This is a genomic window from Curtobacterium sp. MCJR17_043 (assembly GCF_003224315.2).
Taxonomy (GTDB): Bacteria; Actinomycetota; Actinomycetes; order Actinomycetales; family Microbacteriaceae; genus Curtobacterium.
The window spans coordinates 737882-750472 of sequence record NZ_CP126259.1; the positions used below are offsets into that span (position 1 = coordinate 737882).

Below are 12591 nucleotides of genomic sequence, written 5' to 3' on the forward strand. Positions count from 1 at the left end.
CCCTCCCGATGGCCAAGGCGCTGAACGCCGGCCTGGCGAAGGCGATGGAGGCGGACGACAAGGTCCTGCTGATGGGCGAGGACATCGGCCGTCTCGGCGGCGTCTTCCGCATCACCGAGGGCCTGCAGGACCGTTTCGGCGCCGACCGTGTGCGGGACACCCCGCTCGCGGAGTCCGGCATCGTCGGCACCGCGATCGGACTCGCCCTGCGCGGCTACCGTCCGGTGATCGAGATCCAGTTCGACGGCTTCGTCTGGCCGGCGTTCAACCAGATCACCTCGCAGCTCGCGAAGATGGCGAACCGCCTGCCGGCGCACATGTCGCTGCCGATCGTCATCCGCATCCCCTACGGCGGTCACATCGGCGCGATCGAGCACCACCAGGAGAGCCCGGAGGCGTACTTCGCGCACACCCCGGGCTTGCGCGTCGTGAGCCCGAGCACCCCGAACGACGCCTACTGGATGATCCAGGAGGCCATCGCGTCGAAGGACCCGGTGGTGTTCTTCGAGCCGAAGTCGCGCTACTGGCCGAAGGGGCAGGTCGACCTCGTCGACGGCCACGTGCCGATGCACACGACCCGCGTCGCCCGCACCGGCACCGAGGTCACGCTCGTCGGTCACGGTGCGATGGTCGCGACGCTCATGCAGGCCGCCGACATCGCCGAGGCCGAGGGCACGAGCTGCGAGGTCGTCGACCTCCGCTCGATCTCGCCGATCGACTGGGAGCCGTTGCTCGCCTCGGTGCGCAAGACCGGTCGCCTGGTCATCGCGCAGGAGGACTCGGGCTTCATCAGCGTCGGCAGCGAGATCGCCGCGACCGTCGCCGAGCGGGCGTTCTACACGCTGCAGGCACCGCCGCTGCGGGTCTCCGGGTTCGACGTCCCGTTCCCGCAGTCCAAGCTCGAGCACTTCCACCTGCCGGACGCCGACCGCGTCCTCGAGGCCGTCGACCGCGCCCTCGCCTACTGACCCGCACCGCACCCGTACGAACGAACCCTGCTGAAGGAGCCGACGTGGCCGTCGCCGAATTCCCCCCTGCCCGACGTGGGGGGAGGGCCTGACCGAGGCCGAGATCGTCCAGTGGCGCGTCGCCCCCGGCGACGAGATCGCCGTGGACCAGGTGCTCGTCGAGATCGAGACCGCGAAGTCGCTCGTCGAGCTCCCGTCGCCGTTCTCCGGCACCGTGACCGGGCTGCTCGTCGCCGAGGGCGACACGGTGGAGGTCGGCAAGCCGATCATCCGCGTCGAGTCCGACGCGACCGCGGGCGTGCCGGGAGGATCGGCACCCGTCGCCGACGCAGCCCCCGTCGCGCAGACCCCCCGTCGCGCAGACCCCTGTCGCGCAGACCCCCCGCTCCGGCCGCACCGGCCTCCGCTGCGCCGGCACAGACCGCCGCCGTCCCCGCGCCCGCCGCCCCGGCCTCCGCCGCTGCACCGACGGCCGCTGCCGGCGCACCGACGGCCCCCGCTGCGCCCGCACAGGTCGCCGTCGACGCCGGCGTGGTCGGCACGGACGAGGGCTCCGGCGCCGTCCTCGTCGGCTACGGGTCTGCGACCTCCGCACCGTCCCGCCGCAAGCCGGGTGCCCGCCGGGCCGCAGCGGCCGCGGCGCAGGCGAGCCGGGCCTCCAGTCGGGAGGCCGACCTCGACCTGGTGACCGACGACGGCGAGGCCACGACCGCCGACGCCGTCGCCGCGCAGGGTCGGCGCCCCGCCCGCCCGACGATGCCGAGCGGCTCGGCGCTGCAGGTCATGGCGAAGCCGCCGATCCGGAAGCTCGCGAAGGACCTGGACGTCGACCTGACGACGGTCGTCCCCACCGGGCTCGCCGGCGAGGTCACGCGGGACGACGTGATCCGGCACGCGAAGCAGGCCAGCGTCTTCCGCAACATCGAGACGCCGGAGTGGGGTGGTGTCCGCCAGGAGACCATCCCGGTGAAGGGCGTCCGCAAGGCCATCGCGACCGCGATGACGACCTCGGCGTTCACCGCACCGCACGTGTCGCTGTTCGTGGACGTCGACGCGACCCGCACGATGGAGTTCGTCAAGCGCCTCAAGGAGTCGCCGACGTTCGCCGGGGTGAAGGTGTCCCCGCTGCTCGTCATGGCGAAGGCCGTGATCTGGGCCGTCCGGCGCAACCGCTCGGTGAACTCGTCGTGGACCGACCGCGAGATCATCGTCCACCACTTCGTGAACCTCGGGTTCGCCGCGGCCACCCCGCGCGGGCTCCTCGTGCCGAACATCAAGGACGCGCAGGACATGTCGCTCCTCGAGCTCGCCAAGGCGATCGAGGAGATGACCCTGACCGCGCGTGACGGCAAGACGAGCCCCGCGCAGATGGCCGACGGCACCATCACGATCACGAACATCGGCGTCTTCGGCATGGACACCGGTACGCCCATCCTCAACCCGGGCGAGGTCGCCATCGTCGCCATGGGCACGATCAAGCCGAAGCCGTGGGTCGTCGACGGGGACGTGCGGTCGCGCATGGTGACGACGATCGGTGCCTCCTTCGACCACCGTGTGGTGGACGGCGACGTGGCCTCGCGCTTCGTGCACGACGTCGCCTCGGTCCTCGAGGAGCCGGCGCTCCTGCTGGACTGACGTCCCGGACACCGGAGCGCGACCCCGCTCCGTCCCGGCCGGACCGGTCGACGTGGTCCGGGTCGCGCGGTCCCGGTGTGCCGTCCTCGCCGTTGTCGGCGGCGCGGGGGGAAGATCGAGCCATGGTCCACCAGCTGCTCGTCCCGCAGCAGGAGATCCGGACGGGTCGCCTGGTGCTCACCCCCCGTGACGCCCGCGGACATCGACGCGGTGCACGAGCTCTTCTCGGACGCCCGCACCTGGACGCACCTCCCCGCCGGACGGCACACCTCCCGGGCCCAGACCGAGGACCTCGTGCAGCGGAAGATCGGCGGTCGGGTGCGGTACGGGCTCGGCTCGTGGGTCGCGCGTGCGGCGGACTCCCGCGCCTTCATCGGGCTCGGCGGGGTCGACCGCACCGCCGGCGGCGTGTGGAACCTCGGGTACCGGCTCGCCCCGGAACACCACGGGCACGGCTACGCGACCGAGCTCGCACGGGCTGCGGTGGACGCCGCGCGCGACGTGCGCCCCGAGCTCCCGGTCACGGGCAGGGTCCTCACGAACAACCCCGCCTCGGCTCGGGTGCTGACCCGCGTCGGGCTGACGCAGGTGTGGCAGGGTCCGTCGGCGGCCGCCGGGTCGGACGACGTGGAGTGCCAGGCGTGGAGCGACCGCGAGCTGACGCGGGAACAGCTCGACTGGCTCATCGCCAACGCGTAGCGGTGCCGCGGTGCCGCGGTCACGCGTCGGACCGCACGGCGCCCCAGCCGACCGTGCCTATCGTGCCTATCGTCGACCGGGCTCCGTTGGACCGTGCAGCGTCGGACGGTACTGTGGAGGGACTGGTCATGTCCGCACAGGACCACCGCCGCAGCCCGAGGAGCCCGCTTGTCCCGCCGCATCACCGAGGGTGCTGAACCGAAGCACCAGCAGCTGCGGCGGATCCTGCTCGACCTCATCACCACGCGACTGGCGCCCGGTGCCGCGATCCCCTCGGAGCGCCAGCTCATCGCCGAGTACGGCGTCTCCCGCATCACGGTCCGGGAGGCCCTCGGGCAGCTCGTGAACGAGGGGCACCTCGAGCGCGTGCGTGGCAAGGGAACGTTCGTCGCGCACCGCCCGATGCAGTCGACGCTGCACCTCGCCTCGTTCACCGAGGAGATGCGGGCGATGGGGCACGTGCCGACGACGGTGGTGCTGGTCCGCGAGGAGCGGGAACCGCCGGCCGCGACGGTCGCCGCGCTCCGGCTGGCCGAGGGCGAGGCCGCGTACCACCTCAAGCGACTGCGGATGGCTGACGGTGCGCCCGTCTCCGTCGACGACGCCTGGCTCGCCGCCGCGGTCTTCCCCGGCCTGCTCGACCACGACCTGTCGGGCTCGGTGTACTCGATCGCCGCCGACGTGTACGGGCACCCGATCGACCGGGCGCAGCAGACGGTCGCGGCGAACCCGGCCGCGGACGAGATCGCGACGCTCCTGGGCACACGGACCGGAGCGCCCCTGCTCGAGTTCGACCGGGTGTCCTACTCGGGCACCCGGCCGGTCGAGCACGCGCGCAGCTGGTACCGGTCGGACCGGTACCGGGTGCAGATGGAGGTGACGGCCGCGCGGGCGATCGCCTGACCGGCCGTCAGACCTCGAACAGCCCGTCCCCGGTGGCGACGTCGCTGCCGACGGTGTCCTGCGGGACCGAGTCCGGCGTGGACCCGAGCACGACGACCGGCACGACCGGGGAGTAGCCCGCGGCGATGATCGCCGACGGGACGAAGCGCACGACGGGGTCACCGGCCGCGACGGTGTCGCCCTCGGCGGCGAGCAGTTCGAACCCCTCGCCCTTGAGCTTCACCGTGTCGATGCCGACGTGCACGAGGACGTCGGTCCCGGCCGCACCCTGCAGGGCGAACGCGTGCGGGTGCAGCTTGACGATGGTCCCGTCGACAGGGGCGACCGCGGTGACCGGGCCGGTCACGGCGGACGGGTCGACCGCGACGCCCGCGCCGACGAGCTGCTCGGCGAACACCGGGTCCGGCACGTCGGCGAGTGCGACGACCGGCCCGGCGAACGGTGTGCGGACGACCGTCACAGTTCGTCCTGGATGTCCTGCGCGAGGTTGTCCGCGATCGGGCCGACGATGACCTGCCAGCCGGTGCCGCCTCCGACGACGGCCTGGGCGCCGGCGGCCTTGAGGGCGTCCTTGTCGACCAGGTCGCCGTCCTCGACCTCGACGCGGAGGCGGGTGATGCAGCCCTCGACCTCGTCGATGTTGTCGGTTCCGCCGAGTGCGGCGATGATGTCGGCTGCCTTGATGTCGGCCATCTGTTTCCTCCTCGTTACGGGTTCGCTCACAGGTTGACACGACCGTCGTGGTCATCGACACTACGAACTGGTCATGACCGGACAGGACCGGACCTGGCGACACTGCCGAGGGTACCTGCGCCGACCACACGACTCAACTCACCCCGACCAGCTCCACCCGATGACGAGAGGACCGCCGATGAGCACCGCTGCCCCCCACGGACGTGCCGGAGAAGAAGACGCCGAAGAAGCAGAGCAAGCTCTTCGCCAACGCCCAGCGGCTCGGCCGCAGTCTGCTCCTCCCGATCGCGGTCATGCCCGCGGCCGGCATCCTCCTCCGCCTCGGTCAGTCCGACATGCTCGGCGCCATCCCGGGCTTCGAGCAGGGCGCGACGATCATCGCCGCGGCGGGCAACGGTGTCTTCACCTGGCTCCCGCTGCTCTTCGCGGTCGGCATCGCGATCGGCTGGGCGAAGAAGTCGGACGGCACGACGGCACTCGCCGCGGTCGTCGGCTACATGGTCATGTACCAGGTGTTCGCGGCCATGTCGCCGATCGTGCTCGCCGGTGTCGAGGACGCGAACGGCAACCAGGCCACCATCAACTTCGGTGTCCTCGGCGGCATCGTGATGGGCCTCGTCTCCGCGGTCCTCTGGCAGCGCTTCCACCGGACGAAGATGCCCGACTTCCTCGGGTTTTTCTCGGGCCGTCGTCTCGTGCCGATCCTGACCGCCGCCGCCGCACTGGTCATCGCCGTGGTCATGTCGTTCTTCTACCGGTACTTCGACATCGCGCTGACCTGGGCCGGGCAGACCGTCGCGGACAACGCCGTCCTCGGTGGTGGCGTGTTCGGGTTCGTCAACCGCATGCTCATCCCGGTCGGCCTGCACCAGCTGCTCAACTTCTTCCCGTGGTTCCAGCTCGGCAGCTTCACCGGTGCCGACGGCACGATCGTCCACGGTGACATCCCGCGCTTCCTCGCGGGCGACCCGACGGCGGGCATCTTCCAGACCGGCTTCTTCCCGATCATGATGTTCGCGCTCCCGGCCGGGGCCCTGGCGATCTGGCGGAACGCCAAGCCGCAGAACCGCAAGCTCGTCGGCGGCATCATGCTCTCGGCCGCGCTGACGTCCTTCGTCACCGGCATCACCGAGCCGCTCGAGTACTCGTTCATGTTCGTGGCGTTCCCGCTCTACGTCATCCACGCGGTCCTCACCGGGACCTCGCTCGCGCTGGTGAACGCCCTCGGCATCAACGACGGCTTCTCGTTCTCGGCGGGGGGCGATCGACTACGTGCTCAACTTCGGCAAGGCGGACGGGGCGATCTGGCTCATCCCGATCGGCCTGGCGTACGCGGTCGTCTACTACTTCCTCTTCAGCTTCGTCATCAAGAAGTGGAACCTCCGCACCCCGGGGCGCGAGGAGGACACGATCGCCGAGAACTCGATCGACGCGGCGACCAAGCCGTAGCCGTCGAGACCGCCCACCGGGAGGCCCGTCACCAGCCGGTGACGGGCCTCCCGTCCGTCCATGAGCCGTCGGACGCTCGCGCTTTTGACAATCGTTATCACGTGGCGCTAGCGTCCTTCCCATGCACTCCCGCCGCCTCCTCGCCCTGCCGCTCGTCGTCGGCGCCGCCGCGCTCGCCCTGACCGGCTGCGCCACCTCCTCCACGCCCTCCGACGACAGCAGTGACGGCACGATCCGCGTCGTCGCCTCGACGAACGTCTACGGCTCGATCGTCGAGACCATCGGCGGCGACCACGTCGACGTGACGAGCATCCTCGAGGACCCGTCCCAGGACCCGCACTCGTTCGAGTCGAGCGCGAAGACGCAGCTCGCCGTGTCCAAGGCGGACCTGCTCATCGAGAACGGCGGCGGCTACGACGACTTCATGACGACGCTCGCGAAGTCGTCGAACACGGAGGCCGACATGATCAACGCCGTCGACGTCTCCGGGCTCGACTCGGGCGGCTCCGACGAGTTCAACGAGCACGTCTTCTACAGCTACCCGGCCATGGTGAAGCTCGTCGACGAGGTCGCGAAGCGCCTCAGCGACCTCGACGGGGCGGACAAGAGCACGTTCGCCACGAACGCCGACGCACTCACCGAGAAGCTGCAGGACCTCGAGTCGCAGACCGCCGACATCGCGCGGACGGTCGACGGGGACAAGGTCGCCTACACCGAGCCGGTGCCGGGCTACCTGTTCAACGCGATGGGCCTCGACAACGTGACCCCCCGGTGACTTCTCCGAGGCGATCGAGGAGGGCGACGACGTCCCGCCGGCAGCGCTCAACGACACGCTCAAGCTCTTCACGGACGGCGGTGCGGAGCTCCTCGCCGTCAACGAGCAGACCTCCAGCCCGGAGACCGAACAGGTCCAGAAGGCCGCCGAGGACGCCGGTGTCCCGGTGGTCGGTGTGACGGAGACGCTCCCGAAGGGGGGAGGATTACGTCTCGTGGCAGCAGGCGAACATCGACGCGGTGCAGGCGGCACTGACGAAGTGACGACGGTCCAGGAGCCGAACCGGACCGCCACTGCCGCGCGCAGTGGCGGTCCCGCTGTGCTCGCGCTCCGCCAGGCCGGGCTGTCGTACGGGAGCCGCGCGCTCTGGGACGGCCTCGACCTGGACGTGGCACCGGGTGAGTTCGTCGCGGTCCTCGGACCGAACGGTGCGGGCAAGACCTCGTTGCTCCGGACCGTGCTCGGCCAGCAGCGTCTGACGAGCGGCTCGATGTCGTTCCTCGGACGACCGGTCCGCCGGGGGGCACCGGAAGATCGGGTACATCCCGCAGCAGCGGCTCATGGAGTCCGGCACCCCCCCTGCGTGCCCGCGACATGATCGCGCAGGGCGTGACCGGGCACCGCTGGGGCCTCCGACCCGAGCGGAAGGCCGAGCGCGAGCGCATCGACCGGATCGTCCACGAGGTCGGTGCCACCGAGTTCGCCGACGCACCCGTCGCCGAGCTGTCCGGCGGCGAGCAGCAGCGCACCCGTGTCGGCCAGGCGATCGCCGCCGACCCCGCGCTCCTGCTGTGTGACGAGCCCCTCATCTCGCTCGACCTCCGGCACCAGCGCGGCGTCACCGAGCTCATCGACCGGCAGCGCCGTCAGCAGGGCGCCGCGGTGCTGTTCGTCACCCACGACGTCAACCCGATCCTCGACGTCGTCGACCGGGTGCTCTACATCGCCGGCGGACGCTTCCGGATCGGCGCTCCCGACGAGGTCCTCCGCGCCGACGTGCTCAGCGACCTGTACGGCACGCCCGTCGACGTCGTCCGCACGATGGGTCGGATCGTCATCGTCGGCGCGAGCGACGCGCACGACACCGCGGGCGTCGGCCACCACCACTGTGAACCAGCCCCGCACGGGGTCGGCCCGGACGAAGGACGGTTCTGATGGACCTCTGGTCGACCGTCTTCTCGTTCCAGGACTACGGCGAGCTGCTCGTGCTCGTGCGGAACTCGATCCTCGCGGGCGCCGTGCTCGGTGTCGTCGGCGGGCTCATCGGGCCGTTCGTCGTCGCCCGGAACATGCCCTTCGCCGTGCACGGCATCAGCGAGCTGTCCTTCGCCGGTGCCAGTGCGTCCCTCCTGCTCGGCGTCAACGTCGTCAGCGGCTCGGTGGTGGGGTCGCTCGTCGCCGCGCTGCTCATCGGGCTGCTCGGCAGTCGGGCACGCGACCGCAACTCGATCATCGCGGTGCTCATGCCGTTCGGCCTCGGCCTCGGGATCCTCTGCCTGGCGCTGTACAAGGGCCGGGCGGCGAACAAGTTCGGCCTGCTCACCGGCCAGATCGTGTCCGTCGACAACCCGCAGCTCGGGTTCCTCGTGCTCATCTCGGCCGTCGTCGTCATCACCCTCGTCGTGATCTGGCGCCCGCTGATGTTCTCGTCCGTCGACCCGGACGTCGCAGCCGCCGCCGGGATCCCGGTCCGCACGCTCGGGCTCGTGTTCATGCTCGTGCTCGGCCTGGCCACGGCGGTGTCCGTGCAGATCGTCGGGGCGCTCCTCGTGCTCTCGCTCCTCGTCACGCCGGCGGCCGCGGCCCTGCGGGTGACCGTCAACCCGGTGCTGGTCCCGCTGCTCTCCGTCGTGTTCGCGGTGACGTCGGTGGTCGGCGGCATCCTGCTGGCACTGGGCGGCGGCCTGCCGATCAGCCCGTACGTGACGACCATCTCGTTCCTCATCTGGGTCGTCTGTCGGGTCATCGGAGCCCGGCGGGAACGCCGGGGACGCGACCGGGTGACGGACCGGGAGCAACAGACCGGTGGCGGGACGAGCCTCCCGGCCACCACGAAGGAAGGGGTCACAGCATGAACGCCGTGCAGAAGCCACGACGCAACACCTGGCAGCGCGAAGCGGTCCGCGGCGCCCTCTCCGAGACCGAGGGGTTCGTCAGCGCGCAGGCGCTGCACGCGCACCTGCGCGACGGCGGGTCGACGATCGGCCTCGCGACCGTGTACCGGGCGCTCTCCGACCTGGCGAACGACGGCGATGCCGACTCGCTGCAGCAGGACGGCGAATCGCTGTACCGGGCCTGCACGACCGACAAGCACCACCACCACCTCATCTGCCGGGTGTGCGGCCGGACGGTCGAGATCCAGGCCGACCCGGTGGAGGAGTGGGCGCGTGCGACGGCCGCGGCGAACGGCTTCTCGAACGCCAGCCACGTGGTCGACGTCTTCGGCGAGTGCGACGTCTGCACCGCCCGTGCCGCTGTCCGTGGTGGCGCGTAGTCTCCCGGACATGCACGTCGTCCTCGTCCCCGGGTTCTGGCTCGACGCGAGCGCGTGGGACGACGTCGTCCCGGTCCTCCGGGCCGCCGGCCACAGTGTCGATGGGGTGACCCGGAACGGGGCGACGCTCGACGACCAGGTGGCCGACCTCGTCCGACGTCTCGACGCCGCACCGGAACCCGTGGTGCTCGTGGGCCACTCGGGCGGGGGGTCCGATCGCCGCCATGGCAGCCGACCGACGCCCCGGCCGGGTGCGGCACCTGGTGTACGTCGACACCTTCCCCGGCCCCGAGGGCGGGTGCGTCAACGACGAGCTGCCGGTCGTCGACGGACAGGTCCCGCTGCCGCCCTGGGACGTCTGGGAACCAGCGACCGTCCGCGACATGACGCCGGAGGTCCGCGCGGACCTCGAGCGTCGGGCGGGTGCCGAACCCGCGCGGGTGGCGTCCGACCGGTTCCACTACACCGACCCGGCCCGGCACCGGATCCCGGCGACGGTCATCACGTGCGAGATCGCGGCGGACGAGCTGGCCGGCATGGTCGCCGACCACCAGGCCTGGGCCGCCGAACTCGTCGCGACCGAGGAACTCGAGATCGTCGGGCTGCACGCCGGGCACTGGCCGATGCTCACGGTCCCGCGGGAGCTCGGTGCGCTGATGGTGCAGGCGCTGGCGCCGCGCCCGACCGACGGCGTCTAGCCGGGCGGCCACCGGACGGCCGGACCGCGCGGACCAGGACGCACCCGCGGAGACGCCCGCGTAGCGTCCGGCGCGTGGACCTGCAGACGTGGACGAGTTGGGCGGGCGCGGAGGACTACGACGTCGCCCGCTTCGTGCTCCAGCGCGGGGTGGCGGCGATCGCGTGCCTGGCGTTCCTGTCCGCCGTCGCGCAGTTCCCGGCGCTCCTCGGTGAGCGGGGTCTGCTCCCGGTCCCGCGGTTCATGGAGCGGCGGTACGCGCAGACCCTGCCCGTCGTCTGGCGGTGGTGGCGGTACACCGACCGGCGCCTGCGGATCCTGGCCGGGGGCGGGGCCGTCCTGTCGGCCGGCATCGTCGTCGGGCTACCGCAACGGGGGGCCGGCGTGGGTGCCGGTCCTGTGCTTCCTGCTGCTCTGGCTCGCCTACCTGTCGATCTCCGACGTCGGGCAGACCTTCTACGGGTTCGGGTGGGAGTCACTCCTGCTCGAGTCGTTGTTCGTCGTCGCGTTCCTCGGTTCGGACGAGGTCGCGCCGCCGATCGTCGTCCTCGTCGCGATCCGGTGGCTGGTGTTCCGGCTCGAGTTCGGCGCCGGGATGATCAAGATGCGCGGCGACCGGTCGTGGCGGGACCTGACGGCGCTGTACTACCACCACGAGACACAGCCGATGCCGAACCCGATGTCCCGGACGGCGCACCTGCTGCCCCGTCCCGTGCACCGACTGGAGACCCTGGGCAGTCATGTCGTCCAGCTCGGCGTCCCGTTCCTGCTCTTCGCCCCGCAGCCGGTCGCCTCGATCGCGGCGGCGCTCGTGCTGCTCACCCAGGTGTGGCTCGTCGTCACGGGCAACTTCGCCTGGCTCAACTGGCTCACCCTGGTGCTGACGTTCGCCGCGATCGACGACCGTTCCGTGGCGACGGTGTTGCCGTTCCTCCAGGGCATCGCGGAGACCGGACCGACCGCGATCCCGGCGTGGTTCGTGGGGCTGACGGTCGTGGTCGGCCTGCTGCTGCTCGTGCTGTCCTGGCCCTCGGCGAAGAACCTGGTGTCGCGGCGGCAACTCATGAACGCCTCCTTCAACCGGTGGCACCTCGCCAACGCCTACGGTGCCTTCGGCAGCGTGACGCAGGAGCGGGACGAGGTCATCGTCGAGGGGGACCCTGGCGGAGGACCCGGACGAGGACGACTGGTCCCCCCTACGAGTTCAAGGGGAAGCCCGGTGACCCGCGGCGGCGTCCGGCCCAGTTCGCGCCGTACCACCTGCGGCTCGACTGGCTCATGTGGTTCCTGGCGCTCGGAGCGGACGACGGGTGGTTCCGGGTGTTCGTCCTGCGACTGCTCGAGGCCGACCGGCCGACGCTCCGGCTGCTCCGACACGACCCGTTCGACGGGCAGCGGCCGAGGTGGGTGCGGGCGCGGGTCTTCCGGTACCGCTTCGCGACCAGGGCGGAGCGGCGGGCGACCGGTCTCCACTGGATCCGACAGGAACGCGGACTGCTCCTGCCGCCGTCCGGTCTGCGGCGCTGAGGTACCCGCCGCCGGTGCGACCCGGCGGGCACGGACGGGAGGCGCGGCTTGCGACGCGCCCGGCGGTCGCGTAACGTGGGCGGCTGGTTCTCCGCGCCTGCGCGGAGCACCCGTTGTTCTGCCCTCCGACCGTCGCGAACGCCGCGGTCGCGTGGTACCGGATCCGAGCCTCCAGGCCTGACTGAACCCCCCAGGTTCAGCGGTCGACGGTGGCCGACCGCCGGTCTGGGCGGTGCGCACACCCCCCTCGCTCAGCCACCTCCGGTGGTGCAGCGCGTGCGCGCCAGGCAAGTGACCTTGGGTGCAGCCGATCGGCTGCACGGTGAACATCAGGAGGAAACCATGGCTGCAGTGTGCCAGGTGACCGGCGCCGTTCCCGGCTTCGGACACGCCATCTCGCACTCGCACCGCCGGACGAAGCGTCGCTTCGACCCGAACGTGCAGAAGAAGACCTACTACGTGCCGTCGCTGCGTCGTAACGTGACGCTCAACGTCAGCGCCAAGGGCATCAAGGTGATCGACGCTCGTGGCATCGAGTCCGTCGTGGCGGGCATCCTCGCCCGTGGGGAGAAGATCTGATGGCGAAGCGCGGTCAGGACATCCGTCCGATCATCAAGCTCCGTTCCACCGCGGGTACCGGGTTCACGTACGTGACGAAGAAGAACCGCCGGAACAACCCCGACCGTCTCGTGCTGAAGAAGTACGACCCGGTCATCCGCAAGCACGTCGACTTCCGTGAGGAGCGCTGAGT

The 12591-nt window shown here is 71.1% G+C and carries 12 protein-coding genes and 3 pseudogenes; 13 read left to right on the forward strand and 2 right to left on the reverse strand.

Annotated elements, in window-relative coordinates; all coding sequences use genetic code 11:
- Positions 1–8: 8 nt before the first annotated feature.
- The 4 genes from DEJ15_RS03880 to DEJ15_RS03895 all read left to right on the forward strand — a co-directional run bounded on the left by DEJ15_RS03880 (position 9) and on the right by DEJ15_RS03895 (position 4205).
- Positions 9–968 (forward strand): alpha-ketoacid dehydrogenase subunit beta, encoded by a 960-nt coding sequence (locus tag DEJ15_RS03880; protein WP_110823934.1) that lies wholly within the window; start codon positions 9–11, stop codon positions 966–968.
- Between the two features lie 111 nt (positions 969–1079).
- Positions 1080–2603, forward strand: coding sequence for a dihydrolipoamide acetyltransferase family protein (locus DEJ15_RS03885; RefSeq protein ID WP_502866148.1), 1524 nt, complete (start codon positions 1080–1082; stop codon positions 2601–2603).
- 186 nt (positions 2604–2789) lie between these two features.
- A complete protein-coding gene (locus tag DEJ15_RS03890) occupies positions 2790–3302 on the forward strand; it encodes a GNAT family N-acetyltransferase (protein WP_284175644.1) in 513 nt (170 codons plus the stop codon).
- A gap of 168 nt (positions 3303–3470) precedes the next feature.
- Positions 3471–4205, forward strand: a complete 735-nt coding sequence (locus DEJ15_RS03895) for a GntR family transcriptional regulator (protein WP_110823133.1) — start codon at positions 3471–3473, stop codon at positions 4203–4205.
- A 7-nt stretch (positions 4206–4212) separates the two neighbouring features.
- Here the strand turns inward: DEJ15_RS03895 and DEJ15_RS03900 are convergent, their stop codons facing one another.
- Both DEJ15_RS03900 and DEJ15_RS03905 read right to left on the reverse strand, forming a co-directional pair.
- Positions 4213–4665 carry a PTS sugar transporter subunit IIA gene (locus DEJ15_RS03900; RefSeq protein ID WP_110823135.1) on the reverse strand — a complete coding sequence of 151 codons (453 nt, stop codon included), beginning with the start codon at positions 4663–4665 and terminating at the stop codon, positions 4213–4215.
- Complete coding sequence (locus DEJ15_RS03905) at positions 4662–4898, reverse strand: PTS sugar transporter subunit IIB (protein ID WP_110823137.1); 237 nt, start codon at positions 4896–4898, stop codon at positions 4662–4664. Before DEJ15_RS03905 ends, DEJ15_RS03900 begins: the two co-directional genes overlap by 4 nt.
- Before the next feature lie 188 nt (positions 4899–5086).
- Between DEJ15_RS03905 and DEJ15_RS03910 the strand changes: the two are divergent.
- From DEJ15_RS03910 to rpmG, 9 genes and pseudogenes are all read left to right on the forward strand, one after another.
- Positions 5087–6347: pseudogene (locus DEJ15_RS03910) on the forward strand (PTS transporter subunit EIIC).
- Positions 6348–6468: 121 nt separating this feature from the next.
- Positions 6469–7122: a metal ABC transporter substrate-binding protein gene (locus DEJ15_RS03915; RefSeq protein WP_349814802.1), complete on the forward strand. Its 654-nt coding sequence runs from the start codon at positions 6469–6471 to the stop codon at positions 7120–7122.
- Positions 7123–7381: 259 nt separating this feature from the next.
- Positions 7382–8277: pseudogene (locus DEJ15_RS03920) on the forward strand (metal ABC transporter ATP-binding protein).
- A complete protein-coding gene (locus DEJ15_RS03925; RefSeq protein ID WP_110823145.1) occupies positions 8277–9197 on the forward strand; it encodes a metal ABC transporter permease in 921 nt (306 codons plus the stop codon). Before DEJ15_RS03920 ends, DEJ15_RS03925 begins: the two are co-directional and overlap by 1 nt.
- Positions 9194–9616 carry a Fur family transcriptional regulator gene (locus DEJ15_RS03930; RefSeq protein ID WP_110823147.1) on the forward strand — a complete coding sequence of 141 codons (423 nt, stop codon included), beginning with the start codon at positions 9194–9196 and terminating at the stop codon, positions 9614–9616. The genes DEJ15_RS03925 and DEJ15_RS03930 overlap by 4 nt, the downstream gene beginning before the upstream one ends.
- A 224-nt stretch (positions 9617–9840) precedes the next feature.
- On the forward strand, positions 9841–10314 hold the full coding sequence (locus DEJ15_RS03935; protein ID WP_284175645.1) for a hypothetical protein: 474 nt from the start codon (positions 9841–9843) through the stop codon (positions 10312–10314).
- Between the two features lie 74 nt (positions 10315–10388).
- Positions 10389–11840: pseudogene (locus DEJ15_RS19345) on the forward strand (lipase maturation factor family protein).
- A 342-nt stretch (positions 11841–12182) separates the two neighbouring features.
- Complete coding sequence (gene rpmB / locus DEJ15_RS03945) at positions 12183–12419, forward strand: 50S ribosomal protein L28 (RefSeq protein WP_110823151.1); 237 nt, start codon at positions 12183–12185, stop codon at positions 12417–12419.
- Entirely contained in the window at positions 12419–12589 is a 171-nt protein-coding gene (gene rpmG, locus DEJ15_RS03950) for a 50S ribosomal protein L33 (RefSeq protein ID WP_110823153.1), read from the forward strand. Before rpmB ends, rpmG begins: the two co-directional genes overlap by 1 nt.
- The last annotated feature ends 2 nt before the right edge of the window (positions 12590–12591 follow it).

Coding starts and splice junctions, on each gene's coding strand:
- DEJ15_RS03915 (WP_349814802.1), top strand. CDS start 6,469: ATGCACTCCCGCCGCCTCCTCGCCCTGCCGCTCGTCGTCGGCGCCGCC.
- DEJ15_RS03935 (WP_284175645.1), top strand. CDS start 9,841: ATGGCAGCCGACCGACGCCCCGGCCGGGTGCGGCACCTGGTGTACGTC.
- DEJ15_RS03905 (WP_110823137.1), bottom strand. CDS start 4,898: ATGGCCGACATCAAGGCAGCCGACATCATCGCCGCACTCGGCGGAACC.
- rpmB (WP_110823151.1), top strand. CDS start 12,183: ATGGCTGCAGTGTGCCAGGTGACCGGCGCCGTTCCCGGCTTCGGACAC.
- DEJ15_RS03930 (WP_110823147.1), top strand. CDS start 9,194: ATGAACGCCGTGCAGAAGCCACGACGCAACACCTGGCAGCGCGAAGCG.
- rpmG (WP_110823153.1), top strand. CDS start 12,419: ATGGCGAAGCGCGGTCAGGACATCCGTCCGATCATCAAGCTCCGTTCC.
- DEJ15_RS03880 (WP_110823934.1), top strand. CDS start 9: ATGGCCAAGGCGCTGAACGCCGGCCTGGCGAAGGCGATGGAGGCGGAC.
- DEJ15_RS03925 (WP_110823145.1), top strand. CDS start 8,277: ATGGACCTCTGGTCGACCGTCTTCTCGTTCCAGGACTACGGCGAGCTG.